General features: G+C 66.1%; 26 protein-coding genes and 2 pseudogenes. 22 read left to right on the forward strand and 6 right to left on the reverse strand.

The features are described from left to right. Positions 1 to 23 precede the first annotated feature (23 nt). The 5 genes from ftsH to C665_RS00180 form a co-directional block, all read right to left on the reverse strand. Positions 24 to 1,841, reverse strand: coding sequence for an ATP-dependent zinc metalloprotease FtsH (ftsH, locus tag C665_RS00160; protein ID WP_004265477.1), 1,818 nt, complete (start codon positions 1,839 to 1,841; stop codon positions 24 to 26). 27 nt (positions 1,842 to 1,868) lie between these two features. Beyond that, positions 1,869 to 3,299: a phospholipase D-like domain-containing protein gene (locus C665_RS00165; RefSeq protein ID WP_004265479.1), complete on the reverse strand. Its 1,431-nt coding sequence runs from the start codon at positions 3,297 to 3,299 to the stop codon at positions 1,869 to 1,871. A gap of 17 nt (positions 3,300 to 3,316) precedes the next feature. Continuing rightward, positions 3,317 to 6,166 carry a heat shock survival AAA family ATPase ClpK gene (gene clpK / locus C665_RS00170; RefSeq protein WP_004265482.1) on the reverse strand — a complete coding sequence of 950 codons (2,850 nt, stop codon included), beginning with the start codon at positions 6,164 to 6,166 and terminating at the stop codon, positions 3,317 to 3,319. Positions 6,167 to 6,258: 92 nt separating this feature from the next. Next, complete coding sequence (locus C665_RS00175; RefSeq protein WP_004265485.1) at positions 6,259 to 6,828, reverse strand: Hsp20/alpha crystallin family protein; 570 nt, start codon at positions 6,826 to 6,828, stop codon at positions 6,259 to 6,261. A gap of 35 nt (positions 6,829 to 6,863) precedes the next feature. Next, the gene (locus tag C665_RS00180; RefSeq protein ID WP_004265488.1) at positions 6,864 to 7,145 is read right to left on the reverse strand and encodes a helix-turn-helix domain-containing protein; all 282 of its coding nucleotides are present in this window, start codon (positions 7,143 to 7,145) and stop codon (positions 6,864 to 6,866) included. Positions 7,146 to 7,499: 354 nt separating this feature from the next. On the opposite strand from C665_RS00180, the pseudogene C665_RS00185 reads away from it, so the two are divergent. Then, positions 7,500 to 7,702: pseudogene (locus tag C665_RS00185) on the forward strand (IS110 family transposase); the annotation flags it as partial. Positions 7,703 to 7,823: 121 nt separating this feature from the next. Here C665_RS00185 and C665_RS21030 read toward each other — a convergent pair. Further along, positions 7,824 to 8,253 (reverse strand): annotated as a pseudogene (locus C665_RS21030) (transposase domain-containing protein); the annotation flags it as partial. Positions 8,254 to 8,392: 139 nt separating this feature from the next. Here C665_RS21030 and C665_RS00195 point away from each other — a divergent pair. The 21 genes from C665_RS00195 (at position 8,393) to C665_RS00295 (ending at position 26,355) form a co-directional block, all read left to right on the forward strand. Then, positions 8,393 to 9,301, forward strand: coding sequence for a LysR family transcriptional regulator (locus C665_RS00195; RefSeq protein WP_012761385.1), 909 nt, complete (start codon positions 8,393 to 8,395; stop codon positions 9,299 to 9,301). Between the two features lie 539 nt (positions 9,302 to 9,840). Continuing rightward, the gene (locus tag C665_RS00200; protein ID WP_003454930.1) at positions 9,841 to 10,599 is read left to right on the forward strand and encodes a hypothetical protein; all 759 of its coding nucleotides are present in this window, start codon (positions 9,841 to 9,843) and stop codon (positions 10,597 to 10,599) included. Positions 10,600 to 10,740: 141 nt separating this feature from the next. Next, a complete protein-coding gene (locus tag C665_RS00205) occupies positions 10,741 to 10,959 on the forward strand; it encodes an AlpA family transcriptional regulator (RefSeq protein WP_004265507.1) in 219 nt (72 codons plus the stop codon). A gap of 40 nt (positions 10,960 to 10,999) precedes the next feature. Further along, on the forward strand, positions 11,000 to 11,866 hold the full coding sequence (locus C665_RS00210) for a ParA family protein (RefSeq protein WP_004265510.1): 867 nt from the start codon (positions 11,000 to 11,002) through the stop codon (positions 11,864 to 11,866). Beyond that, positions 11,850 to 12,107: a hypothetical protein gene (locus tag C665_RS00215; protein ID WP_004265513.1), complete on the forward strand. Its 258-nt coding sequence runs from the start codon at positions 11,850 to 11,852 to the stop codon at positions 12,105 to 12,107. The genes C665_RS00210 and C665_RS00215 overlap by 17 nt, the downstream gene beginning before the upstream one ends. Continuing rightward, a complete protein-coding gene (locus tag C665_RS00220; RefSeq protein WP_040828177.1) occupies positions 12,100 to 13,761 on the forward strand; it encodes a ParB family protein in 1,662 nt (553 codons plus the stop codon). The genes C665_RS00215 and C665_RS00220 overlap by 8 nt, the downstream gene beginning before the upstream one ends. A gap of 12 nt (positions 13,762 to 13,773) precedes the next feature. Further along, entirely contained in the window at positions 13,774 to 14,334 is a 561-nt protein-coding gene (locus C665_RS00225) for a DUF2857 domain-containing protein (protein ID WP_003454899.1), read from the forward strand. Between the two features lie 3 nt (positions 14,335 to 14,337). After that, positions 14,338 to 15,588 carry an STY4528 family pathogenicity island replication protein gene (locus C665_RS00230; RefSeq protein ID WP_040828142.1) on the forward strand — a complete coding sequence of 417 codons (1,251 nt, stop codon included), beginning with the start codon at positions 14,338 to 14,340 and terminating at the stop codon, positions 15,586 to 15,588. Between the two features lie 229 nt (positions 15,589 to 15,817). Beyond that, complete coding sequence (locus C665_RS00235) at positions 15,818 to 16,597, forward strand: PFL_4669 family integrating conjugative element protein (RefSeq protein ID WP_004265522.1); 780 nt, start codon at positions 15,818 to 15,820, stop codon at positions 16,595 to 16,597. Beyond that, the gene (locus tag C665_RS00240) at positions 16,594 to 17,145 is read left to right on the forward strand and encodes a DUF3158 family protein (protein ID WP_004265525.1); all 552 of its coding nucleotides are present in this window, start codon (positions 16,594 to 16,596) and stop codon (positions 17,143 to 17,145) included. The genes C665_RS00235 and C665_RS00240 overlap by 4 nt, the downstream gene beginning before the upstream one ends. After that, positions 17,142 to 17,591: a single-stranded DNA-binding protein gene (locus tag C665_RS00245; protein ID WP_003454893.1), complete on the forward strand. Its 450-nt coding sequence runs from the start codon at positions 17,142 to 17,144 to the stop codon at positions 17,589 to 17,591. Before C665_RS00240 ends, C665_RS00245 begins: the two co-directional genes overlap by 4 nt. Positions 17,592 to 17,868: 277 nt before the next feature. Next, positions 17,869 to 19,884 (forward strand): DNA topoisomerase III, encoded by a 2,016-nt coding sequence (locus C665_RS00250; protein WP_004265528.1) that lies wholly within the window; start codon positions 17,869 to 17,871, stop codon positions 19,882 to 19,884. A 730-nt stretch (positions 19,885 to 20,614) separates the two neighbouring features. Next, positions 20,615 to 20,941, forward strand: coding sequence for a hypothetical protein (locus C665_RS00255; protein ID WP_431606019.1), 327 nt, complete (start codon positions 20,615 to 20,617; stop codon positions 20,939 to 20,941). Positions 20,942 to 20,966: 25 nt separating this feature from the next. Continuing rightward, a complete protein-coding gene (locus tag C665_RS00260) occupies positions 20,967 to 21,359 on the forward strand; it encodes a hypothetical protein (RefSeq protein WP_003454890.1) in 393 nt (130 codons plus the stop codon). A 103-nt stretch (positions 21,360 to 21,462) separates the two neighbouring features. Next, positions 21,463 to 21,927 carry a hypothetical protein gene (locus C665_RS00265; protein WP_004265538.1) on the forward strand — a complete coding sequence of 155 codons (465 nt, stop codon included), beginning with the start codon at positions 21,463 to 21,465 and terminating at the stop codon, positions 21,925 to 21,927. 80 nt (positions 21,928 to 22,007) lie between these two features. Beyond that, the gene (locus tag C665_RS00270; RefSeq protein WP_004265539.1) at positions 22,008 to 22,724 is read left to right on the forward strand and encodes a DUF5983 family protein; all 717 of its coding nucleotides are present in this window, start codon (positions 22,008 to 22,010) and stop codon (positions 22,722 to 22,724) included. Positions 22,725 to 23,016: 292 nt separating this feature from the next. Continuing rightward, on the forward strand, positions 23,017 to 23,814 hold the full coding sequence (locus C665_RS00275; protein WP_004265540.1) for a hypothetical protein: 798 nt from the start codon (positions 23,017 to 23,019) through the stop codon (positions 23,812 to 23,814). A gap of 75 nt (positions 23,815 to 23,889) precedes the next feature. Next, entirely contained in the window at positions 23,890 to 24,255 is a 366-nt protein-coding gene (locus C665_RS00280) for a DUF3085 domain-containing protein (protein ID WP_003454886.1), read from the forward strand. Positions 24,256 to 24,398: 143 nt separating this feature from the next. Then, positions 24,399 to 24,743 carry a hypothetical protein gene (locus C665_RS00285; RefSeq protein WP_003454883.1) on the forward strand — a complete coding sequence of 115 codons (345 nt, stop codon included), beginning with the start codon at positions 24,399 to 24,401 and terminating at the stop codon, positions 24,741 to 24,743. 298 nt (positions 24,744 to 25,041) lie between these two features. Continuing rightward, on the forward strand, positions 25,042 to 25,605 hold the full coding sequence (locus C665_RS00290; RefSeq protein ID WP_003454879.1) for an STY4534 family ICE replication protein: 564 nt from the start codon (positions 25,042 to 25,044) through the stop codon (positions 25,603 to 25,605). Positions 25,606 to 25,725: 120 nt separating this feature from the next. Continuing rightward, positions 25,726 to 26,355: a DUF3275 family protein gene (locus C665_RS00295; protein WP_003454876.1), complete on the forward strand. Its 630-nt coding sequence runs from the start codon at positions 25,726 to 25,728 to the stop codon at positions 26,353 to 26,355. The last annotated feature ends 9 nt before the right edge of the window (positions 26,356 to 26,364 follow it).

Genomic DNA, 26,364 nt, shown 5'->3' on the forward strand with positions numbered 1-26,364 from the left:
CTGAATGGCACCTACTACTGTTTTCAGTTCCGAACAAGTCCTTGAGTCAATTGACGGATATCGCTTTCGTCGAGCGTTTCCCGCGCCAGCAGTTCGCGCGCACAACGCTCCAGCACCGCGCGGTTGGTGTCGAGGATCCGGTAGGCGCGCTCGAACACGCCCATCACGATGTCGCGGATGGCCTGATCGATGCGCGCCTGGGTCGATTCGGCCACCCGGCAGCCGCCTTGGGCCAGTTCCGGTGTATCGAGAAAGCGTGGCCGCTGCGCCTCGAAGGCGATGTAGCCCAGTCCTTCGTCCATGCCAAAGCGGGTGATCATGTCGCGGGCAATGTCGGTGGCCCGTGCGAGGTCATCGGCAGCCCCGGTGGACAGCTCGCCGAACACGAGCTTCTCGGCCGCACGACCGCCCAGCAGTACGGCGATCTTGTGCTCGAGATCGGTACGCGTCATCAGGAAGCGGTCTTCGGTGGGGCGCTGCAAGGTGTAGCCCAGCGCGCCGATGCCGCGCGGGATGATCGAGATCTTGTGCACGGGGTCGGTGCCGGGCAGCGCCAGCGCCACCAGCGCATGGCCCATCTCGTGATAGGCCACGGTTTCCCGCTCCTTGGGATTGAGCACTCGGTTCTTCTTCTCCAGGCCCGCCACGATGCGCTCGATGGCGGAGGTGAAATCCTGCAACTCCACGGCGGACGCTTTGCGCCGGGTCGCGGCCAGCGCGGCCTCGTTGACCAGGTTCGCTAGGTCTGCCCCCGAAAAGCCCGTGGTCAGCGCAGCCACCTGTTCGAGATCGATATCCTGAGCCAGCGTCACCTTCTTGACGTGGACTTTCAGGATGTCCAGCCGTCCTTTCTTGTCGGGCCGGTCCACCAGCACCTGACGGTCCAAGCGACCGGCGCGCAGCAGCGCCTGGTCGAGGATCTCCGGCCGGTTGGTGGCTGCAAGGATGATCAGCCCGACCGAGCTGTCGAAGCCATCCATTTCGGTGAGCAGCTGGTTGAGGGTCTGTTCGCGCTCGTCGTGGCCGCCGATGGGCCCGCCGGCGCCGCGCGCGCGGCCCAGCGCATCGAGCTCGTCGATGAAGATGATGGCCGGCGCCTGCCCGCGGGCCTGCTCGAACAGGTCGCGCACGCGCGCTGCACCCACGCCGACGAACATCTCGACAAACTCTGATCCGGAGATGGAGAAGAAGGGCACCGCCGCCTCGCCGGCAACAGCCTTGGCCAGCAATGTCTTGCCGGTGCCCGGTGGGCCGACCAGCAACACGCCCTTGGGAATGCGCGCCCCGAGCCGTCCATACTCCTGCGGATTCTTGAGGAAATCGACGATCTCAACCAACTCCGCCTTGGCTTCATCGACGCCAGCGACATCGGCAAAGGTCACGCCAGTGTTCTTCTCCATGAATACCTTGGCGCGACTCTTGCCGATGCTCAGGAAACCACCCATGCCCTGCTTCTCGGCGAAGCGGCGGAACAGGAAGAACCAGACGCCGAAGAAGGCCACGGCCGGCAGAATCCAGGAGAGCACATCACGCAGCCAGGTGCTTTCCACCACTCGCGCGTAGGACACATCGTATTTCGACAGCTGCTCGGCCAGGTCGGGTTCGACGCGGGTGGCCACGATGGTGGTCTTGCCACGACTGTCCGGTGATTTCAGACGCCCGGTAACCGTGCGGTCCGACACCAATACTTCGGCGACGCGCCCCTCGGCCAGCGCTTTCTCGAACTCACTATAGGGAACGGGTTCAACCGTCTTCGCCGCCTGCCAGTAGTTCTGCAGCGTCAGCAGCAACAGGCCGGCGACGATCCAGTAGCCAATGTTCCATTGATCTTTCTTTTCCATGGGCAATGTTCCTCGCAAGTCGTGTCGCTAGAGAATGGGGGTGAACAGACGGGCCACCCCGTCGCGCAAGCGGATGGCCAGCGGGTGGGCGCGCAACGCCTTCGCCGATATCTCGCCCGACGCATCACGAGCGGCATCAAAAAGGGATTCCAGCCGCGTAGACAACACGGTGTCGTACACCTCCACATTGAACTCGAAGTTGAGGCGCAAACTGCGCGCATCCCAATTGGCCGAACCCAGGCAGCACCACGCTCCGTCTACCAGCATCAGCTTGCTGTGGTCGAACGGGCCCGGCCGTTCGAAGATGCGCACACCGTGCTCCAGCACCTGCCAGTAGTGGGCGCGTGCGGCCCATTGCACCGTGGGATGGTCGCCGTTTGCGGGCGTCAGCACGTCGATACGCACGCCGCGCAACGCGGCCGTGCTTAGCGCCGCGATCATCGGCTGATCGGGCACGAAGTAAGGTGTCCAGATGCGCACCGAATGCTTCGCCGCGCTCAAAGCGCCCATGAAGGTCCAGCGCAGCCGGTCCAGGGCCTCATCGGGACCGGCCTCGATGCCGCGCGCCCAAGAGGTTCCTTGCTCATCAGCCGTTGCGGGCGGTTCGCCCCAGAGACCCTCGTTGAGCCGCTCGCCCGTGGTATCGCACCAATCGTCGGTGAAGCACCGCATCAGATGCGCAACCACCGGCCCGCGCAGACGAAAGTGCAAATCGTGACAGGCCCGGCCCGGCGCATCGGGCCGCCAATACGGGCTGAAGATGTTCATGCCGCCGGTGAAACCCGTCTCGCCATCGATCACCAGCAGCTTGCGGTGATTGCGCAGATGCGCGGCATGCAGGCGCGCGGGAATCAACGTCGGGTTGAACGTCGCCGCCGGAACGCCGGCGCGCTGCAAGGCGCGGTAGGCGCTGCGGGGCGTCCAGCGGGCATACACGTCGTCGATCAGCACCCGCACTTGCACGCCGCGCTCATGAGCCCGGCGCAGCGCATCGACGAACTGCGCCCCGATGCCTTGGCTGTCGAAGATGTACGAGGCCAAGGCGACGCTGTACCGCGCCGATTCGATGGCGGCGAGCATGGCCGGGTAGGCCTGCTCGCCATCGACAAGCGGCTCGATGCGGTTGCCGCCGGTCAGCGACTGGCCGGTGGCGCGTCCCACCAGGTGGGCCAGACCGGCAAGCGGCGGCGATACAGCCTCGGGCATCGTGGGCGAGAGGTCCTGCCGAACAGCAGGATCTGCCCCCGGGAAGAGCCGCCGCGCCCGCCGCTGGTAACGGTTGATGCCGAACAGCCCATACAGCAGCGAACCGCCCAGCGGCAACAAGGCGATCAGCAGTACCCACAGCGTGGCCGATCGAGGGTCACGCTTGTAGATGACCGCGTGCCCCGCTGTGGGGATAGCGACCGCCAGCGACACGAGGGTGGCTGCCCATGTCAGCCCGTTGGGGTCGGGCACGACAGCCTCCCCATGACTCAAGATTCGCCGCCCGCTGACTTCTTCTTGCGCGCAGGCTTGCTCGCGTCGCTAGGCGGCGTCTCGGCCGCGTTCGCGGCATCGGGCTTCTCAGGCTCGGCCGGCTTCGCGGGTGGCTCCTGGCGCTCGAAGACCACCCGTTCGGCCTTGTCGTCCCAGCGGGCGCTGGCGTGATCGGCCTTGCCGATACCGCCACCCAGCATCTCGCGCGCCAGTGCCGTCTCCAGCTCGCTGCGGATCAGCCGCTTGAGCTCACGCGCGCCGAACTCGGGCTTGTAGCCTTCCTCCGCGAAGTGATCGATCAAGGTCTGATCGAAGGTCAGCGTCACGCCCTGGCTGGCGGCGTTGCGGGCCACACGATCGAGCTGCAGGCCGACGATATGGCGGATCTCCTCCTTGCCCAGCGCATGGAAGACGATGATTTCGTCTATGCGGTTGAGGAACTCGGGGCGGAAGTGTCCGCGCAGCACGTCCATCACCTCGAACTTGGTCTTCTCGTATTCCTCGCCGGCGGCGCCACGGGCCTTCAGCCGACGCTGGATGATGTCCGAGCCCAAGTTCGAGGTGGCGATGATGATGGTATTGGTGAAATCCACCACCCGGCCCTTGCCGTCGGTGAGCCGCCCGTCGTCGAATACCTGCAACAGGATGTTGTAGACGTCGGGGTGCGCTTTTTCGATCTCATCGAGCAACAACACGCTGTAGGGTTTGCGCCGCACTTTCTCGGTGAGCTGCCCCCCCTCGTCATAGCCCACATAGCCCGGAGGCGCGCCCACCAGGCGTGCCACGGTATGGCGTTCACCGTACTCGGACATGTCGATGCGCAGCAGCGCACCTTCATCGCCATAGATCGACTCGGCCAGCGCCTTGGCGAGTTCGGTCTTGCCCACACCCGTCGGCCCGAGGAACAGGAAGGTGGCCACTGGCTTGCCGCCTTCGCGCAGGCCCGCGCGCGCCAGACGCACGGCATCGGCCACCGCGCGCACCGCTTCGTCCTGGCCCACCAGGCGCTCGTGCAGCCGCTGCTCCAGATGCAGCAGCTTCTCGCGTTCTTCCACCGTCAGCTCGTTGACCGGAATGCCGGTCAGGCGCGAGACGATCTGCGCGACATGCTCGGCCTTGACTTCGGCGCTGCCCGAGGCGCGCTCGCGTTCCCATTCCTCGACAAGCTTCTTGAGTTCGGCCTCTTTGGCCTCGATGCGCTTACCCAGCTCGGCGGCCTTGTCGTACTGCTTGCGCGAGGCCATGTAGTCCTGCTCACGCCGCAGCTGGTGCAGTTCGGACTCCAGCTCTTGCACCGCCACCGGGCGGGCCGTGGCCGACAGCTTCACGCGTGCGGCCGCCTGGTCGAGCAGGTCGATGGCCTTGTCAGGCAAAAAGCGCGCGGTGATGTAGCGGTCCGACAACTCGGCGGCGGCGATGATCGCATCCTCGGTGATGCTGACCTTGTGGTGCGCCTCGAAGGTGTCGCGCAGGCCGCGCAGGATCATCATGGTCTGCGCTACCGTCGGCTCGGGCACCATCACCGGCTGGAAGCGACGCTCCAGCGCGGCGTCCTTCTCGATGTACTTCTGATACTCGTTGAGCGTGGTGGCGCCGATCAGGTTCAGTTCGCCGCGCGCCATCATCGGCTTGAACACGTTGGCCACGTCCAGCCCGCCTTCGCCGCCACCCTGGCCTGCACCGACGATGGTGTGCACCTCGTCGATGAAGAGAATCAGGTCGCCCTGGTGCTCGGTCACTTCCTTGAGCACCTTCTGCACGCGCTCCTCGAACTCGCCGCGGTACTTGGCGCCTGCCACCATGGCGTTGATGTTGAGTTCGACCAGACGCTTGTCGCGCAGCGTCTCGGGCACTTCGCCGGCGACCATCCGCTGCGCCAGTCCTTCGACAATGGCGGTCTTGCCGACGCCGGGCTCACCGATCAACACCGGGTTGTTTTTCTTGCGCCGGGCCAGCACCTCGATGGTGGTCTCGATCTCCTGCGCACGGCCGATGACTGGATCGAGTTTGCCCTCGCGCGCCATCTTGGTGAGGTCGCGCGAGTATTTATCCAGCTCGGGCGTGTTGGTCGGCGTCTCGGCGCGGCCATCCTCGGCCCCTTTGCCGACCACCTTGCTTACCTGCTGGCGCAGCGCTTGCGGCGTGAGGCCGTAACGGCGCAGCAGGTTGGCCGCCAAACCTTCGCCTTCCTCGGCGAGCCCGATCAGGAAATGCTCCGGCCCGACATAAGAGTGGCCGAGTTCGTTGGAGGCCACGAAAGCACGGCTGAGCGCGTCCTTGACCCGGGGCGACACGCCGATCTCGCCCTCGAACGGCTTGTCGCCGCGCTTGGCTTCGGATTCGATCTGTCGCTTGAGGTCATCGACCTTGATCTTGAACTGCCCCAGGATGGTCTTCACCACGTCGCTGTCGGCGAGCGCCAACAGCAGGTGTTCGGTATCGACTTCGGGGCGGCCAAATTCGGCGGCATGTTTGGCGGCCTCCTGCAACAAAGCCTCGGACTGTTCGCTGATGCGGCTGGCGAGCCCACTGCCGCGCCGGCGCGTTGTACCCGTAGCAGCCGGGGCGGGTTCGCCGAACGAGGCATCGACCACCTCGTCGGTATCGGCCGCCATGGACGGCGAATCGTCACCGATGCGGAAGAAGTCGCTGCCGAGGAAGTCTTCGAACAAGCCGCTGCGCGAGCCAAACAAGGCTTCCAGCGGCGAGACGGTGCGCTTTTGCTGGCGCACCAGTTGGCTATAGTGATCGTCACACAACAGCATGGTGCTGTGACGACCATTGAGATTGGCTTCCACCCGCACCGTGGCGGGCTGGCCGCAGACCTGGCATTGTTTTCTGGCCATGCTGATGCTCCTGTAAAGATTGATTTGACGAGGCGCCACCGATCACGGCGCCTCATCCTTTTGTGGTTTTGAGAAAAGCGAGCCGACCAGCGTCAGCCGTTGATCGGGATCGAGCGGCCCTGCTTGGGCGCACTGGCCTCGCGCTTTTCCATCGTGATCGTGAGCACGCCGTTCTTGAAAGCGGCCTTGATCGTGTTCTGGTTGGCATCGGCCGGCAGGTTCAGAGCGCGCTGAAAGCTGCCGTAGGAGCGCTCCACCCGGTGGAAACCGCCGTCATTCATTTCCTGCTCCTGACGCTTTTCACCGCGCACCAGGAGCACGTCGTTGTCGAGCGTGATCTGGATGTCTTTTTCCTCGACGCCGGGTACTTCCAGGGCGATCTTGTACTGCTTGTCGGTCTCCTGGATGTCCAGCGCCGGCTTCAGCAGGCCCGGCCAGTCCGACGGCCAGCGTGGCATGGCCAGCGTCGGGAAACCGAAGCCTCGAAACGTGTCGTCGAACAGGCGGTCGATCTCGCGGTGCAATTGCAAGATGGGACTGACGGGCCCACCCGCCACCGGCAGGTCATTGCGCTGCACCGGCAGCGAGGCAGTGCTCTGTTGTTCTTCCTGCTCCTTCTTGAACCAGTTCCAGGGAGCCAATTTCTTGAAATCAATGTCCATGTCACACCTCCAGAGGAAAAATTGAAGAATCTCGCTCACTCCGCTTGCCTGCGGCTATGGATAGCGCGCCCAGGCAACACGGGATGTTTCGCTGACTTCGGCTGGTCATCTGTACGTATCACCTCCTTCTTTCTGCCTGCTTGGGTCTGATCATTGATCCATCGATCGATTTCACTTTGACGAAACCGCCACGTCCCGCCGACCTTGAAGGCCGGAATCTCCCCGTGCGAGGCGAGCCGGTAACGCATCCGCTTGCCGACTTTCAAGTAGGCAGCCAACTCGTCGAGTGTGAAGATCGCCTGCTGGCGCGCTGTCATACCACCCCACAAGTTCCGTCGTCACGCGGCCTCGCCTGAGGAAATTCTTGCAAGACGTTGCAAGATATTGCGCCTAACATGCCGAAATTCAAGAGTCAACATCCAGCGATCTGCTGGCCGATTGATGTGACTCAATCGTAAGCAGCGAGGAAACAAATGTTGGCTGCCGCCGCGATGGTGCTCCCCAAGTCGTCAATCTGTAGCCATGTGAAGGGGAAGTCCATGAACGAGATTGCGCGAGTCGGGGTGGATCTGGCTAAGCGGGTTATCTAGGTGCATGCGGTGGATGCGCGCGTGGTGGTTGCCAAGGCGCTGGCCGCTGACAAGTTTGCGGCCCGGTGCGCGCAGTTGCCTCCCGGCTGCCTGGTGGCCCTGGAGGCCTGCGGCGGTGCGCATCACTGGGCACGCAAGCTGCGCGGCTATGGGCTGGATGCGCGGCTGATCGCAGGCCACTTCGTCACGCCCTACCGCATGGCCGGCAAGGGACGCAAGAACGATTCGGCCGATGGGCAACCCGCCCGCACATGCGCTTCGTGCCGGTGAAGACGCCGGCGCAGACGCTGCTGACCACCCATCAGCTGCGCAAACCTCCCGATTCACTCACGCAGCTGATTCCTGCTTGCCTAGGGACGACCATGTAAGCCGCAGATGGTCGGAGTCCTTTGCGACCAGCACCTACGTGAGCAGCCCGGAGGTGGGGATGCCCTTGGCGATGATCTCCGCCGGGACTGGCGCCTGGGTCAGCGTTCGGCACCTGTGCGCAGGTCCACTTGCCGCGGATGTGGCACTCTACCGTGAATACGCCCGGTGTGTTGTCCAGCTTCTCGCTGATGCGCTTGAGCGCACAGCCGCACGCGCAGCGAGTGTTCTCGGGCTCGTGGTGGCAGTCCACGCGCGGCAGGTCCGCCGGCAAGGCGGTGCGCTTAGGCATCGCGCCAGGCGTAGCCGGCGGCTTCTTCTTGCCCAGCAGTTCCTGGAGCTGCGCCTCAGCCGCGGCAAGGTCGGCGTCCAGAGCCTCGTCGAACAGCGCGCGTTGTTCGGCATCGAGCTGCTCGCTCTTCTTGCCGAACTTCAGGCGTCGCAGCTGGGCGATCTCGAACGAGAGCTTCGCCGTAGGCGCTGACATGGGCGAAAAGCATCCGAGCATCACCCCCCAGGATGGCTCTCATCTCGATACAGAGGTGAATCCTCCGCACTATTCGGCTCCCTACGATGATATGGACTGATCACATCGGTAGGGAGAAAGCATGAACTTACGCCATCTTCGCTGCTTCATCGCCGTAGCCGAGGAACTGCACTTCGGCCGGGCTGCTCGACGGCTGCACATCGAACAGTCTCCACTGTCGCGCACGATCCGCCAGATGGAGGCGGATTTAGGGGTGCCGCTGCTCAACCGCTTGCCACGCAGTGTTCGTCTCACACCGGCGGGACAGGTCTTCCTCGAAGAAGCCCGGCGCGTACTGCTGGCCTTCGAGCAAGCGCAGACCAAGGCACGCGCCGCAGCGAACCAGCGGAACACGCTGCGCATCGCACTATCTGGTGACATGGGGCAGGCCCGCTTGTCGGCGTTGCTTGCGCTTTGCCGCGAGGAGGCACCACAGGTCGGCATTCGGATATTTGAAACGCCACTGGCGCAGTTGGTGACTGGACTGCGCAACGACTTGTATGACGCAGGTTTTGCATTGGCTGGTGAAATGGACGCCGGCATCGTCGCCATGCCGGTGTGGCGAGACCCGCTGGTGGTGGCTTTGCCCGCCAGGCATCCGCTGCTGGCTTTCAAGGAAGTGCCGCTGGAGGAAGTGGCGAGCTATCCGCTGGTGCTGTGCGATCCCCAGGTCTGCGAAGGTTGCAGCCGGCAGCGCGAACGGCTGCTCCGCACGGTGGATGCGCAGCCGACGGTAGCCGAGTACGTCAAGACCCATTCCCTGATGCTGGCCCTCGTGGCCGCCGGCTACGGCGTGGGCTTTTCGAGCGCGGCGCATCTGGCGGGTTGCCATCAGGCCGATGTCGTCGTGCGGCCGCTGGCCGACGAGACCGCTTCGCTGACGACCTATCTACTGCGACCCGAAGGCGAAATCATGGAGCCGCTGCGGCAGTTCATCGACCGCGTGGAGCGTGTCGGACGCCCGCAAGGCACCGATCAACGCCCGATGTGACGCGGGGATTTTGGACGGTACGATTCCCTTTCGGTCTGGACCTTGACCCGCATTGCATCGGCGGCCGACCTTTTGCGTCACGGGCATGGATGGCGAATCGGGCCTATCCACCCGGCATCAAGCAAGGCACCTTCAAGCTGTCGAGGTCACAGCAGTGACGCAGAACGCATGAGCCCTTGCTGGATGCAAACCGGCTCAGCCGGAAGTCGCATTGGCGCTTTACCCCGCCCGTATTCCTACGAAAACTTTGCCCTGGTTTTCCGGTAAAGCGCAGCATCCCTTCCTGATCGAACTTGGATGCGCGGCTTTTCAGACCGTTGCGCCGGTAACAAGATTTTTCGCAGGTGCATTATGGTTGAGGTGTAGCGGGCACCGCAAGGAGGTTTGCCCCCTGCGTAACGCTCGGCGACATCGCCGCACCCAACGTCCACCACGATGCCGACCGGCTCGCGCTTCATCGGGTTCTTTGGGCAATCGCTGCGCCCATGTGGGCCGCGCGCGCTTGCCATGTGTCGATCCGACGATGGGAAGAGCGCGATATGCCGAAATCGAGCAGCCACGCCTTTGGCGCAAAGACGTACTACCGACCGATCGAGGCGGCCGTCCGCTGGTGCGGTCTCCTGCGCTTCGAGCAGCGTATTCTGGAAGCGCTGGAGCAGCGTGCCATGCCGGAGCCCGGCGAATTCCCGCGCTGGCCGCTGCTGCGCCTGTATGCCGAGCGCATCTTCGACGCGCTGACGCATGGCGAATTGCCCGGTGGCAAGGCCGGCATCGTGCTGGACTCGCAGCGGCCGGCGCTCGACGACCCCGAGCTGACCGTGCGCCACGTGGACTTGAAAGCGTGGATGTCGCAGTTCTACCCCGGCGATCGGCCGGGGTTTTTGTTTGACGGCATCGAACGCGCGGTGCATCCGGCGGTGAGCGTGGACACGCTCAACATTCTGCTGGCCGATCGCGAAGCAGCGAAGTCGCAACTTGCCGAACTTGCCCTGGTGCATGAAACGCTGCGCACCGCGCACGAAGCACTGGCGAAGGAACATGCCACGCGCGCGGCCAACGACGAACAGGCGCGCGAGCCTGGCCTGCGCAGCGAGACGACTTACCTCAACATCATCGGCGGACTGCTGACGCTGCTGCTGGGCAATTCGCCGTCAGGCGCGGCCTATTCGTCGTTCCGCAGCATGGATGCCGTGGTCAGCGCGCTGATCGCACACCATGAGGGGCGGCCGGGTCTCAGCGAGCGGACGCTGTGGAGCAAGCTCGCGCAGGCGCGGCGCCACCTGGAGGCGTCGCGCTGACGACGCGGCCAGCATGATGCCGATGCGGCGCACTGCAATTGCAGTCGCTGCTTCTGCAATTGCAGTGATTTCGGCGACCGCGGTGTATTGAATACGAGGCACTTTCCGAACAGCGCCAGTGAGCGTCAAGGAGTGTCTCTCATGTCTTCGCAGACCACCGCGCCGGCAGTGCCGGCCGAGCACCGCATCCTGCGTCGCGCCGAAGTCGAGGCCAAAACCGGCTTCAAGCGCGCGCACATCTACAGCCTGATGAAAGAAGGCAAGTTCCCCAAGGCGCTGCGCTTGGGCGTGCGCGCCGTGGGCTGGGACTCGGAGGAGGTCGAGCAATGGATCGCCGATCGCCTCGATGAGCGCGCCTGACGCTTTTCCTCGGTACATGCCATTCAACCGGGAGAGGCCCATGCAGGTGGTGTCCATCATTTCGACCAAGGGCGGCGTCGGCAAGACCACGACGGCGGCCAACCTGGGCGGCTTCGCAGCCGACACCGGGCTGCGCGTGCTGCTGCTGGACCTGGACGTGCAGCCCACGCTGTCGAGCTACTTCACGCTGGCCGAGCGCGCGCCGGCCGGGATCTACGAGATGCTGGCCTACAACGAGCAGCGCGCCGAGCAACTGGTGTCGCGCACCGCGATCGAGCGGCTTGACCTGGTGCTCTCGAACGACGACCGCGGCGAGCTGAACACGCTGCTGCTGCACGCGCCCGATGGCAGATTGCGGCTGCGCCACCTGCTGCCCACGCTGGCGCCGCACTACGACCTGCTGCTGATCGACACCCAGGGCGCGCGCAGCGTGCTGCTGGAGATGGCGGTGCTGGCCTCGAACTTGGCGCTTTCGCCGGTGACGCCGGAAATCCTCGCGGCGCGCGAGCTGCGGCGCGGCACGCTGCAACTCATCGAGGACATCGCGCCGTACCGCCACCTCGGCATCGAGCCGCCGCCGCTGCACCTGCTCATCAACCGCGTGCATCCGGTGTCGTCGAATGCGCGGCTGATCCAGCAGGCGCTGCGTCAGGTATTCCAGGAGCAGCCTGGCGTGCGCGTGCTGGACACCGACGTGCCGGCGATTGAAGCCTATCCGCGCGCCGCGACGCGCGGACTGCCGGTGCATCGGGTGGAATACCGCCAGCCGGCGGGCCGCACGGCACCTGCCGCATTGGAGACCATGCGCGCGCTGGCCGGCGAGCTGTTCCCGGCGTGGCAGGAGCGCTTTGCGCTCGTCACCGGCCGAGGCGACGCGGGAGGGGCCGGCCATGGCCAGCGCACATGACCTGGCCCGCGGCCACAAGCGGCTGCGAGGGCTGATCGAGTTCGCCCTGGGAGAAGGTTGGAAGGTGGTGTGCACCCGCGGCGGGCACCTGCTGTTCACGAAGCAAGGCTGCGCGCCGATCTACACCAGCTCGACGGCGAGCGACCACCGCGCCGAGCGCAACGCCCGTGCGCAGCTTCGCCGCGCCGACCGACAGGCGGCCCAGGGTGTTGCAGCATCTCAGGAGAATGGCCGTGGCTGACCTGACGCCGCAGGACATGGCCGCCAATCTGCTGGCCTCGGGCTTCGAGCGCAACGGCCCTTCGGTCGCGGCCCTGAGCGACCCCATCGCCGACACGCCGATGGTGGTGACGCTGGACCAGTTGCGCCCCTACGACCACGACCCGCGCGTGACGCGCAACCCGGCCTACGAGGACATCAAGGCCTCGATCCGCGAACGCGGGCTCGATGCGCCGCCCGCGATCACGCGCCGGCCCGGCGAACCGCACTACATCATCCGCAACGGCGGCAACACGCGCCTGGCGATCCTGCGCGAGCTGTGGAGCGAGACGAAAGACGAACGGTTCTTCCGCATCCCCTGCCTGTTCCGCCCGTGGCCGCAGCGCGGCGAAGTGGTGATGCTGACCGGGCACCTGGCCGAGAACGAGTTGCGCGGCGGGCTCAGCTTCATCGAGCGGGCCTTGGGCGTGGAGAAGGCGCGCGAGTTCTACGAGCAGGAAATGGGGCGGGACAGCGGCCAGCCGCTGTCGCAGAGCGAGCTGGCGCGGCGGCTTACGGCCGATGGCTTCCCGCTGCCGCAGTCGCACATCAGCCGCATGCAGGACGCCGTGCACTACCTGCTCCCGGCGATCCCCATGCTGCTGTACGGCGGGCTCGGCCGGCATCAGGTGGAACGGCTCGCGGTGCTGCGCAAGGCCTGCGAACGCACCTGGGAGCGGCATGCCCTGAGGCGCAACCTGTCGATGGACTTCGCTACGCTGTTCCAGGACCTGCTGGCGCAGTTCGACACGCAGCCCGACAACTTCTCACCGCAGCGGGTGCAGGACGAGCTGGTCGGCCAGATGGCCGAGCTGCTGGAAGCGGACTACGACACGCTGAGCCTGGAAATCGACGACAGCGAGAGCCGGCAGCGCGCATTGACCAGCGATCCTGCGCCGCTGCAGGCGGCAAGACCTGCGGTGCCGGCCGGGCCACCGCGACCACCGTCACCGCCTTCGCTGCCGCCCGGCCCCTCGGTGCAGTCGTCGGAGCCTGGCCCTGGCCAGGCTGCGCAGGCCGGTTCCACGCCGGCCGCCAGCGACAAGGGCATGCAGCAGGATGACGAACGCCTGCAGGGTCACATCGTGTCCCCGGCCCCGACCACCGAACGCCTGCAATCCATCCAGCGCATGGTGGCCGATCAGATGGGCGACAAGCTGCCCGACTTCGAGGCCGACGCGCTGCGCGCGATCCCTGTGCAGGCGGGCGGGCTCTACCCCATCTCGGATGTCTGGTACATCGAGCCCGGCCTGGATGTGCCGGATCGGCTGCGGGTGCACATCGCACAGTTCGCGCGCGAGATCGCCGAGGAAGCCGACGTGGCCGGGCAGGTCGAACCCAGCGAAGGCGGCATGGGCTTCGTCTGCGTGGCGCCCCCGGCGGTGCGCGCATTGCCTCCGTTCGCGTGTGCGGTGCTGACCTTGCTGCATGCGCTGTGCGCCGCGCCCCGACCCGCCCCCGGCTTCGATGGCGCCCGGCTGGCCGACGACCTAGCGGCCTTGCTGCATGGCGGCGGCGCATATCCGCGCCTGAGCGATGCCGGGCTGGTAAAGCTGTTCCGGCTGCTGCGCATGGCGCGCCGGCTGCTGGATCTGGAGACCGGCGCGGCCTCCAGCAACCCCGGCCACGGCGCCTGAGCAGAGGCCATCATGTCGGCACCGCATCCGCTCAACCAGGCCGTCATCGCACAGGCGCTGCACGACCTGCGCAATGGGCAACTGCGGCGCTGCAAGGCGATGGGCTTCGGCGAGGAGGAGCTGGACGCGCTCAAGCACCCCGAACTCGTGAGCATGCTGGTGAACGCCACGGTGTCGTGGTGTTCGGTGTCGGTGAACCGCGATGTGCTGAAGCGGCTGCTGAGCCAAGTGCACGACGTGGAGCGAGAGATCGCGACGGTCGACCGCATGCTGCGCCTGGGCGCCAGCACGGAGATGGTCAGCCGCTTCTACGGGCTTACGCACCAGGAGGTGGCCCTGCGCCGCGACATCCTCGGCCTGCCCAAGCGCAAGGGGCGGCATCCGGTGCTGGACGAGGCGCAGGACACGGCGCTGTGGAAGCAGTGGAAGGCCGGCGTCATGGAGCGCGGCATCGCGCTGGACGATGAGGTGGCGATGCTGACGCTGACCATGGACCTGGCCGAGACCTTGAACCTGCCGATGTCGGTGATCTGGTCGGCGATACGCAACTGGATCGACCAGGGGCTGGTGTAGGCCATGGCGACCGGCGGCGCACCCCGGCGCGATGGCCCCGTGGCGCTGTCGGCACTGTTCGACGACGCGCTGCGGGAACTGGTGCCACGGGCACCACCGACACCGCCAGCCCCGCGCGGCGCTGCTGCTGCATTGCCGGCCGCGCCGGTCAGCGACGGCTTCCTCTACAGCGGCAACCGGCACGAGAGCGTGCCGCGTGCGCTGTTCCTCGACCGGCGCCTGACGCCGCTGGAGCGCAACGCCTGGCAGGTGCTCCGCCTGCAGCTCCAGAGCGACGGCGTGACGGCGTTCCCGACCTACGACCAGCTTCGCCCCTACCTCGCCTCGATGCCCTGCGCGGCGCAGGCCTCGCACGAGACCGTGGCGCGCGCCTTGACGCTGCTGCGGCTGACGCGCTGGCTGAGCCTGGTGCGACGGCGCCGCGACCCGAAGACCGGGCGCATCCTGAGCAACCTCTACGTGCTGCACGACGAACCGCTGACACCCTTCGAGGCGATGCAGCTCGACCCCGACTACCTCGGCCTGGTCAGCCAGGCGCTGACCCATGCGGCGAAGGCGGTGCAGATCGTCGGCATGAACACCCTGCGCGAGATCGCCGAAGACCCGATGCTCAACGGCCGCACGCTGCCCACGCGGCTGCAGGTGCTGGCACATCGCATGGCGCGCAACGAATGGGCGGACGCGAGTTATCCACAAGCGCCTGTGGATCACGAATCCGAAGAAGGCCAGGACGGCCTGCTTCGGAATCTCGAAGGCCCGTCTTCGGAATCCGAAGCAGGGCTGAAATCCGCGCCAGACGGCTCACTTCGGAATCCGAAGGAGGACCGTACTGTACGTATGGATCGTATAAATCAAGTACGTACAGTACCGCGCGCGAAGTCGTTGCAGCACCTGCGCCTGCCCGAGCGCCTGCTGCGCTTGAAGGACGAGCAGCAAAGCGGCGCGATGGTGGCCTTGCAGCAGGTGGACGAGTCGCTGCGGCAGGCGGTGTTGGACGAATGGGATGCGCGCTGCCGCAAAAGCGCGGTACGCAACCCGGCCGGCTATCTGTTCGGCATCATCCAGAAGGCGATGCGCGGCGAGTTCAAGGCCTGGGCCGGCGAAGGCGGTTCGCCATCGACGCCGCCTGCGCCGCCGCCACGGCCAGCCGCACCGGCACCGTCTGCACCGCCACCGCCCGCGCCGAACGGCCCTGGCCGCGAGGCAGCGCGGGCCTACCTGGCGAAACTGCGTTCAACCCTGGGCGATTCCTGAGCAGCTATCCCCAGGGGATAGCTGGGACACGAAGCCTTCCAGGCATCGGCTTCGGTTCTGTCATGCGTCGCACGGTCGCAGCCCGGCGCGGACCTATCCCCTGGGGATAGACGGAACACGCGACCTTCCGGGGCGACAACCGGGAGCGCACCCGCTGCGGTTTGTTGACTGACGCCCTTCCGGGCGATGCCGATGCTGGCGGCTCGTTCCCGTACCGCGAGTCGTCACCATGGCCAATGAATCCCAGCCGCCCCTGCAGTTGAATCTCGGATCGCTGCGCAGCGCGATGTCGCTGACGCTGCACACCCACCACGCTTCACGCATCTGGCATGGCCGAGCGCCTGCCGAGGGCCGGCCCGGGATCATCGGCCTGAACGGCTACATCAGCGTGATGAACAAGATGAAGCGCGGCGCCGAGCAGGACGATCCCTACTCGGATTTCTGGATGCTGCGCATCGAGGACAAGCTGACGCAGACCAAGGACAGCTTGCAGGCGCTGCGTGAGCAGGTGGACCAGGCGCTGGCCGACGTGCCGCCCGCGCTGTCGCTGGGCGAGAACATGAACGTGCAGCCCGTGAAGCTGCCGCTGTTCGTCAATGCGCAGCTCGGCTTCATAGCGGTGTACCTGCTGGCCGACTACGACGACCTGGCCCGCAAGCTGATCCTCGCCCACCACACCGCGCTGATCGACCGCAGCACGCTGGAACGCTGGCTCAACGACGGCGCGCATGCGCTGCGCAGCCTGTTCTCGCTGGCACAGCAGTACCGCTACTCCGGCGCGACGCGCGACGACTTCGCCTCGAAGAACGCGGTGGCGCGGGCGGCGCTGGAGAAGTTCGGCGAGTTGCCGCAGGACGTGCTCGAAGGCACGCGCCGCTCGCGCTTTGCGCCACCGATCGCACGGCGGTCGGGCAAGCCTGGTAAAGCCGCGGATGCCGCACCCAGCGCTGGCGCAGCCGACGTGGCGGACGACGACCACGACCATGACGGCGAAGGCACGAAGGCATGACAGCATCGTCTTCCAACGGCCAACCGGCGCGCTTCCTGCCGCTGGAACAGGCGGACTTCCAGCGCCTGGAACACGGCTCCTACCTAAAAGGCCTTTTACAGCCTTTTAAAGGTAAGGGGAGTCTGGAGGCCTGGGCCAACCAGTGCACGGCGCTGCGCGACGACTTAATCGGGCTGGCGCAGCGGCGCGTGCTGCAACAGGCGCGGGCCTACCCCTTCTCGCTGCTCGACGTGCAACTGGCCCAGCAGACCACTGGCGCAGGCACGACCTTCCTGCGCTGGCGCAACCACGACCGTTCTTCCATGGGCGTGGCGCTGTGGGAATCGCTGCTCGACCGCCCGGCGACGCCGGCCTCGCTGATCGACGACCTGTACGCGATGGAGCTGCAGCGCATCGCTTTGAACATGCAGATCAGCCTCCTTCACACGCTGGGCCGCCAGGCCCAGGAGTGCGCCAGCAAGGCCGCGCAGGCCGAAGCGGCTTACCTGCGACGTGTCCACGGGCATGCCGCGTCGGTTCCATCCACCACCCCCAAGGAGTCTCCATGAGCACGCACTTCGTCGGCGAGGGCAACATCGGTTCCGCGCCGGACTATCGCGAATTCCCTAACGGCAACGACGAGCCGCGCCGGCTGCTGCGCCTGAACGTCTACTTCGACAACCCGATCCCAAAGAAGGACGGTGAATTCGAGGACCGCGGCGGCTTCTGGGCGCCGGTGGAGCTGTGGCACCGCGACGCCGACCACTGGAAAGACCTGTACCAGAAGGGCATGCGCGTGCTGGTAGAAGGCCGCACGGTGAAGGACGAGTGGGAGGACGCCGACGACAACGAGCGCACGACCTTCAAGATCGAGGCCCGCCGCATCGGCATTCTGCCGTACCGCATCCAGGCCGTGACCCTCAGCGCCAGGACGCTGGAACCCGAGGCCGCAGTACCGCCGCCGAAGGAGACCAAGGGGACGAAGGCGTCGAAGGAAACCAAGGCCAAGGGCTGATTCCCCGCAGGGGGCGGCTGTAGCAACCGTCAGACGCCCGCCATGCACCAGCTATCCCCAGGGGATAGCTCCAGGGTGTTCCACCGGGTTCCAGCCGCCCTCCCGAAACGACGCTCCCGCTGCGCCAGCCGTTGCGGCTTCGCGCATGCCGCTGCGGCAACGCATCGCCTGCCGATCACAAAGCGGTGTCTGCGCCAATCGGCTTCCTTGCTGCCGTCATCCGCTGGCCCGGCCAAGCTGGGGCCATCCGATGACCGCACACTTCCAAGGAGGCTTCATGCGCGTGTTCCTGTGCGAGAAGCCGTCCCAGGGCAAGGACATCGCCCGTGTGCTGGGCGCCGGCCAACGCGGCAACGGCTGCTACAGCGGTGCGGGTGTCGTCGTGACCTGGTGCATCGGTCATCTGGTCGAAGCGGTTCCGCCCGAAGGCTACGGCGAGCAGTACAAGCGCTGGGGCATCGAGCAACTGCCTATTCTTCCCGAGCGTTGGCGTGTCGAGCCCAAGGCGGCGACCGCGGCGCAGTTCAAGGTCGTGCAGCAGCTCGTCGCCAAGGCGGGCGAACTGGTGATCGCGACCGACGCCGACCGCGAGGGCGAGATGATTGCCCGCGAGATCATCGAGCTGTGCGGCTACCGCGGCCCGATCCAGCGCCTGTGGCTGTCGGCGCTCAACGATGCGTCGATCCGCAAGGCCCTGGGCACGCTCAAGCCGTCCGCCGAGACGCTGCCGCTTTACTTCTCCGCGCTCGCCCGATCGCGTGCCGACTGGCTGATCGGGATGAACCTGAGCCGCCTGTTCACGTTGCTCGGGCGCCAGGCCGGCTACACCGGCGTGCTGTCGGTCGGGCGCGTGCAGACACCGACGCTCAAGCTGGTGGTGGACCGTGACCGCGAGATCGCGCGTTTCGTTTCGGTGCCGTTCTGGGCCATCGAGGTTGCACTCTCACATGCGGGCCAGTCCTTCGTCGCAAGCTGGACGCCGCCGCAGGGCAGCACCGACGACGCCGGCCGCTGCCTGCAACAGCCGGTGGCGCAGCAGGCTGCCGAGCGCCTGCGCGCGGCCGGTGCCGCCCAGGTGCTGTCGGTGGAAACAGAGCGCGTGCGCGAAGGGCCGCCGCTGCCGTTCGACCTCGGCACGCTGCAGGAGGTGTGCTCGAAGCAGTTGGGTCTGGACGTGCAGGAGACGCTGGACATTGCCCAGGCGCTGTACGAGACGCACAAGGCGACCACCTATCCGCGCTCGGACTCAGGCTACCTGCCCGAGAGCATGTTGGCCGAGGTGCCCACCGTACTCGACAGCCTGCTCAAGACCGACCCCGGCCTGCGCCCGCTGATCGACCGCCTGGATCGCCAGCAGCGTTCGCGGGCCTGGAACGACGGCAAGGTCACGGCGCACCACGGCATCATTCCCACGCTGGAACCGGCGAACCTCTCGGCGATGAGCGACAAGGAGCTGGCCGTCTACAGGCTGATCCGCGCCCACTACCTCGCGCAGTTCCTGCCGCACCACGAATTCGACCGGACGGTGGCGCAGCTTACGTGCGGCGGGCAGTCGCTGGTCGCGGTCGGTAAGCAGATCGCGGTGGCCGGATGGCGCCAGGTACTGGCGGCGCCGGAGCCCGACGACGCGGACGGCGAGGAAGCGCAGCGCGGCCAGGTGCTGCCGGCGCTGCGTGCTGGAGCTTCCTGCCAGGTCGGCCAGGTCGATCTGAAGGCGTTGAAGACGCTGCCGCCCAAGCCCTACACGCAGGGCGAGCTGGTCAAAGCCATGAAGGGCGTCGCCAAGCTCGTGACCGACCCACGCCTGAAGCAGAAGCTCAAGGACACCACGGGCATCGGCACCGAGGCCACGCGCGCCAACGTCATCAGCGCCTTACTGGCACGCGGCTATCTTGTGAAGAAGGGCCGTGCCATCCGCGCATCGGATGCGGCTTTCACGCTGATCGACGCGGTGCCGGCGGCCATCGCCGATCCGGGCACGACGGCGGTGTGGGAGCAGGCGCTGGACATGATCGAGGCCGGCCAGATGACGCTGGACACCTTCATCGCCAAGCAATCGGCCTGGGTCGCCCAGCTCGTGCAGCAGTACCGCGGCGCAACGCTCCCCCTCAAGCTGCCGCCCGCGCCGAGCTGCCCGCAGTGCGGCGCCCCGATGCGCCAGCGCACTGGCAAGAACGGCGCGTTCTGGTCGTGCAGCCGCTACCCGGACTGCAAGGGCACGGAGCCGGTCGAAACCGCGACAGGCAAGCCCGCAGCGCCAAGCCCGCGGCGTCGGTCTCCGAAGGCGAGCTGACGCCCACGTTTCCCTCTGCCACGCCGGCTGCTGCCGACGGCGGGGCAAACCTCCCGCACCCCGCGGGACTCCCCAGCGCGCGTTCCCTTCTGCAACGGTGTGCGCGTCCTGCAGGCCCATCACGGCCTGCTGGGCGAGAAGGTCATTTCTCCCCGGATCGCGTTCGCCGCGGTTCCCCTGATCGAGGTGCTTCCGCCGATACGCGAGCGGTCTCCTGACGCCTTGGTGTGCAAAACTGCGAGGCGCCAGGAGACCGCTTGCGGTCGACGGTATTCGGTGCCGGTGCCCGCCGGCGGAACAACGGGCTCCCTTTGTGTGTGGATGCACGCCAGAGGATTCCGGCCCCCAGCCACGAAACGGGCCGGGTGAGATTGCTGACGCAGCGAATGGCTTTGACGATGGCCTGGCCTGCTTGCAGCCCACAGGTGGATTGATTTCTCTCCAGCCGAAGCCTTGCGAGGCTTCGGCGCCTTTGTCGTGGGCGAACGGAATCGTGCATCGCTGCTCTTGCCAGCGCTCGGCCCAAACTGGACGGCGTTCGGTTCCGTTTGATCAGCGACGGAGTGCCGCCGCGCTTTCATTCTTCCCGCATGTGTCGCTGACGGTCGTCAGCACCATGCCCTGGCAGCCCCGGTCCTCAAGGCTGCAACGCGGTTCGCCGCGTTGACCGATCCAGTCCGCTTCGCACCGACCACCGCGGACGCGCGTCGCCACGACGCGGGTGCTTTTCATGTTCAACCCTTCGGGAGGTATCCGCTCCCGTCAGGGCGTGGTGCTCCCGGTCTTCAACCAACAGGAGAAAACCATGTCCCTTGCGCTCGCATCGGCACCTTTGAGTGCTGAACAGGCCCGAGCCGAATCCATCGGCTACCAGGCCCTGGCCTGCGTCGGCAAGCGCCTGCCCCTGCAAGTGCTGTGCAGCGCAGCCGGCCACTACATCGGCACCGCCGATGCGGACGGCCCGGTCTCGCGGGAGTCGGTCAGCTACTTCCGCTCGCACCACGCCGCCGAGCACGCCCTGCAAACGGGCCGCTGGCAGCAGCGCCTCCACCCGTGATGTCCAACCACCAGGAGCCCATGTCATGAACCGTGCCCTGCCTCAAGAGGTACTTGATCAGATCGAGCTGGAACACCAGCACTTCGCCGCCGCGCCCCAAGCCTTCTTCGAGGCGTGGAAACGCGGCGTCGACATCGCCGGAGCCGAATGGTTCGGCGACGGCACCCGCGAAGGCCTGCAGCGTGCCACCACCAAGTGGGATCTGCGGCCGAAGCTGCTGATGCTCAACGATGCCCTCGGCGTCCTGAGCAGCGGCCAGCGGATGTTCCTGTCCGCGATGGTGAGCTTCTACAACGCCCGCGAGGGCGGTGCGATGCTCAAGCGTTGCGGCTTCGAGGGTCTGTCCGACCTGGGCGGCCTCGACCTGGAACGGCGCAAGGTCGTCGCCGACCTGACGCTGAACTACAACGGCTGGTGAGCCGCGCTGCGGCCTGCCGACGTTCTTCTTTTCTTCCCACCCCACGAGGGACATGCGTCCCTGCATGGGGCCATGTCCCTCCTTTTCTTGAAAGGAGTGATTCATGTCCCCTGACTTTTCCATCGGTCTGCTCGTGACCGACGACGACATCGATGCGGTCATCCTTGAAGGCTGGCCGGCCGACGTGCGCAAGCCGCGCATCGTGGTGTTCGACTACGCCGGCAATGATGTGCCCGACGAGTATGTGCTGCATGTCAGCAGCGGAACCCCGAATACCGGATTGACCGGGCGCGAGGTGTTCCCGGTCGAGTACGGACCCGACTGCCGCTACCCATCGCCCGCTGAAGTCCTTTCGGTGCTCGATGCACCTAAGCCGGCCGGAAAACCTTCCGCGCTGAGCATCGCCCGCAACGTGCACCAGAGCATCCTCAACCTGGATGCGCGGCTGGATCGCCTGGAGCAGGCGCCGACCGGCGACGACTACAACCGCCTGTACCAGCTTGCGAATGGCGGCCTGCTCGACCTGTTGAAGGCGCTGGGCGACCCGTCCTCTACCGCTGCCGGCTGACCGGCTGCCACTTCATCCACCCGCTGGGGTTCAATCCCCAGCAGGGGATTGCCTCGGCCATCCCCTGCTGGAGAAATCCCATGTCCTACTCGTACAACAATCCCTTTGTCCGCGGCTACGACGGCCTGTCCGTCCAGCGGCTGCTCGCCATCTCCTACGACGACGACTGCCCGCTGACCTACCTGCCGCTGCATCCTTCGCAGTCGAATCTGCCGGACAGCCAGGTCGAACGGCGGGCCTGCATCTTCTCGGACGACTTCGTGCTGATCACCGAGGACCAGGTGGTCCCCAACGAGTTGCAGGCGCAATGCCGCAGCCACGGGCTCGCCCGCAACGTGGTCTATGCCGTGATGGCCGAGGAAGACGGCAAGCCACTGCACGTGGGCGACACTTACTCCGAAGAAGCGGCGCGGGAAGTCGTGCGGCGCCTGCGCTATGAAACCGGCTACTACAGCCGGTGCTGGGAAATCAGCAGCGCGCACCTCGACGCCGACGCACACCGCTTCCTCGCCGAACTGGCGGACATCGCCACGCCGACGCTGTTCCTGTTCGTCGCCTTCCGCATCCCGTACGGCCCGGCCATCGGGTTGAAGCTGATCGCCACGCCCTGGACCGACGAGAACCTGCGCGCGGTCGAAGGCATCACGGCCAAGCGGCTGATGCAGGAGCATCGCAAGAAGGGCATGCCGGAATCCCTCATGCACGTGCTGCACCTGGCCGCGCTCGCCGACGTGCGCATGCTGGTCTTCGATGCCGATGCGCAGGTGCTGGACGGCCTGCCGATCTACGACGACTGACACCACCTTTCGAGCCCCCACGCGGGGCTCGTATTCTTTCTGGACGAAGCCGGTGGACGCGCAGTGCCGATTCCCCCGCGTCGCTGGCCCACGCCTGACGCACGCTGCTCGCATGTTCGCTGGCGTTGCCGGCAAGCATGCCCAGGCAGTCGAGACCTTCGAGGCTGCGGCACGGTTCGCCGTGCTGGTTGCTATTCCTTCTCCGGGCGCATGTCGCGTCCATCCACCTCACCCCCAAGGGACACACCTCCCTTGCGGGCGGAAGTCCCTTGGTTGCCACAAGGAGTCTTCCATGGATACCCAAGCCATCCGCGCACAGATGCCGACGCTGGTTCGCGGCCACGTGCCTTCCAACGTCCGCAGCTTCAAGTTCAACATCTTCGACGGCCAGCCCAAGGTTTCGACGCTGGGCTTCCACGTTGATCCCAAGCCCTTCGAGGGCAAGGTCATCGCCACCACCGACGAGGCCATCGTCGTCAAGACGGGGCGGGCCGAGTTCGCGGTGCTCGACAAGGCCCTCGTCACCGACGTGCCCGACGAAGGCGCCAAGGTGCAGGTCGAACCGTATGCGCGGCGCCGCTTCGACGGCTTGCGCGCGGATACGCCCGAGGAGAGCACTGAGTTCACCGCCGACGGCCAGCCGTACACGGTGAAGCGGCTCATCCTGGGTTCCGCGCCGGCCAAGCTGCCGATCCCCGAGCCGCAGTGCCCCGAGCTGCAGGAGCTGATCCACCAACTGGAGCAGTTGCCCGCGCCCGATGGATTCCGCCGCATCACGCACCTGCTGGTGGATGCCGGCGCGCGGGACTTCACGGTGGTCGATCCGAGCCCCAGCAACATCATCGCCACGCCGCCGGCCATCGGCTTCACCGTCGCTTCGGCGAAGTTCCAGGGGCGCGTCACCGTGCTCTACGAACGCGGCCTCGACACCTACGCGGTGGAGCTGCATCGCGAAGGCGAGCTGGTCGAGCGGGTCGATGAAGTGTTCTTCGACACCTTGGGCCAGATGCTGGAGCGGCTGATCGACGACGGGAGCTGGCGCCTCATCCGCGTACAGCGCCTGTCCGGTCGCAAGCCCGTCCAGCACTGATCCCCTCACGTCCCCAAGCGGCTTCCCGTCCTCGCGGCGGGAAACCTTCTTCCTTCACCGTTGGAGACCACTTCCATGACTGTTCGATTCAAAGGCACCGAGCTTCGGCCCGTGCTTGCCGAGGCGGCGGCCAACCAGTGCCGCGTCATCCTGGTCAAGGACCAGGGCGTGTATTTCATGGCCGAGCACGGCGAGAGCCGGCCCGATGGGCGGCGCAAGACCATCGCCTACGCCGTGGGCTGCAACCCCGATGTCGATGCGTTCGACGACTGGTGGGAACTGGCGCGCGCCGAATTCGGCGGCGACGACTTCGGCGAGTTCTTCGCCCTGCAGGAACGGGTCCTCACCCGTATCCTGCACAGCGAGGACGACCTCGAAGTGTCGGCCACGGTCACGCACCTGTCGATGCAGGCGGTATCCGCTGCACCGGCCGGCCACTGACCGTACTGCTTCCCAGCCCCCTTCACGGGGGCTTCTCTTTATCTCGTGCCGCGGCCCATGGCCGCATCGCACGCGCTCGTCTCCAGTCCGGCTCGGGCCGCTCACGCCGGCATCTGCCGGTGCCACCGCCTGGTGACGCCTGCATGCGAGACCCGTTCAAGATCGAGCAACCGACCTGCATCAGCTTCAGCGGCGGCCGCACCAGCGCGTACATGCTCTGGCGCGTGCTGCAAGCCAACGGCGGCCTGCCCGCAGATGCCGTCGTCTGCTTCGCCAACACCGGAAAAGAAGTGGAAGCCACCTTGCGCTTCGTGCGCGACTGCGCCGAGCACTGGCAAGTGCCGATCCACTGGCTGGAGTACCGGCCCATCGAACCGGGCTTCGTGGTGGTGGACTTCGATACCGCCAGCCGCGCGGGCGAGCCCTTCGAGATGCTGGTCCGCAAGCGGCAGTACCTGCCCAACCCGGTGGCGAGAGGGTGCCACTAATGCGGACAGCCGCCGGTGCCGATTGCCGCTCGCGCGGGCGCGCGCCTGGCGCCACGCTGCCGCCATGTTCCGCTGACGCCCGTCAGCAGCATGCCCAGGCAGTCTCGATCTTCAAGACTGCGACGCGGTTCCGACCGCGTTGATCAACCAGTTCGCTCCGGCATCCCAGCGCGAACAGCCATCGGTTCTCCCGATGGTGATGCCACCCAAGCTGTTCCTTCAACCCACGCGGGGGTTCCACACCTTCCCCGCCTTGGGTCGGGTGTGTCTCCGCCTCATTGTTCTCAGGAGATTCACCATGACCACTTCCACCGACAAGTCCTACTTCGACCTGCACATCACCGGACTCGGGTATCTCAATCGCATCCGCGAAGTGAAGCCCAAGAAAGGCGATGCGTTCCTGGCCTGCGACATCGCGGCGCTCAACGGCCCCAGCGATGACGTGGCCTACGTGCGTTTCGACACGCGCGTCTCGGGCTCCGAAGCGCAGCACCTCGTGCGCCGCTGCATCCAAGCGGTCGATGCCGAGAAGAAAGTGATGATCGGCTTCCGTCTGGGCGACCTGTGGGCCGACACCTTCACCTACTCCAAGGGCAAGCGTGCCGGCGAGCAGGGGGTGAGCTTCAAGGCCCGCCTGCTGTTCGTCAGTTGGATCAAGGTCGACGGCAAGCTCGTCTACAAGGCCGAGCCCAAGCCGACCGATGCCGACCAGCGCGACGAACGCGACGTGCGTAACACGGATGTCCCCGCGACGTTCGCTGAGCCGCAAGCCGCTGCGTTCGAGCCCGCCAGGCCCGCCGCCGAAGCTGCCGACGAAGCCACTGCCGATGCGCCTGCATTGGAAGTTGCCGAGTCGTTCTGATCCGCAAGGCCCCGACTCTGAATTGAGTCCGGGGCCTTGTCTTCTCCCACTCGCGTGCGCATGCGACCGTCGCCATGACGGCCGTGTGCGTGATCGCAGCTTCGTCCGCAGGAGTTCTTCATGATCACCATTCCCGGCCAATTGGCCATCAAGACCATCCACGGCCGTAACGGCGACTTCAACGTCGGGCGCCTTGCGACCTCCATCGGCGAGTTCGTCGTGAAGAACGCCGAACTCGACCAGTACGCCGAAGGCAAGTACGAGGGCGATTTCGCCATCGCGGAGATTCGCCCGTCCACGTACACCGCCAACGGCCGCATGGTCATTGAGATCCGCGCCCTCCTGGGTGGGATGACTTTGTCCAACATCGACGCCCTGAGCCGTGACGACGCCCGCCGGCTGAGTCCGCAGGAAGTCGATCCGATCGACGAGGAAGCGCAGACCGCCACGCCGACGCCGACGACCGCCCCCAAGGCGGCCGGCCGGAAGAAGGCGCGCAGCTCGCGCGACCCGCTGGTCGATACCACGCCGTTCGGCAGCGAGCCGGCTGCTGCGTCTGCCGAGGCTACGGCCCATGCGGACGACGACGGCGACGCGGCGCTGTTCGGCACACTCTGGCCGCTGGGCGATGTCGTCAAGCTCGATGCCACCGTGGATCGGCGCGTGCTGCGTCAGCAGCGCGACCGCCTCGGCGACCTGGGCTACGAGTTCGCTCCGCTGTCCCAGGACTGGCACCTCACCAGGGTCTGATCCCATCGC

The sequence above is a fragment of the Thauera aminoaromatica S2 genome, assembly GCF_000310185.1.
In the GTDB taxonomy this organism is placed as follows: domain Bacteria; phylum Pseudomonadota; class Gammaproteobacteria; order Burkholderiales; family Rhodocyclaceae; genus Thauera; species Thauera aminoaromatica.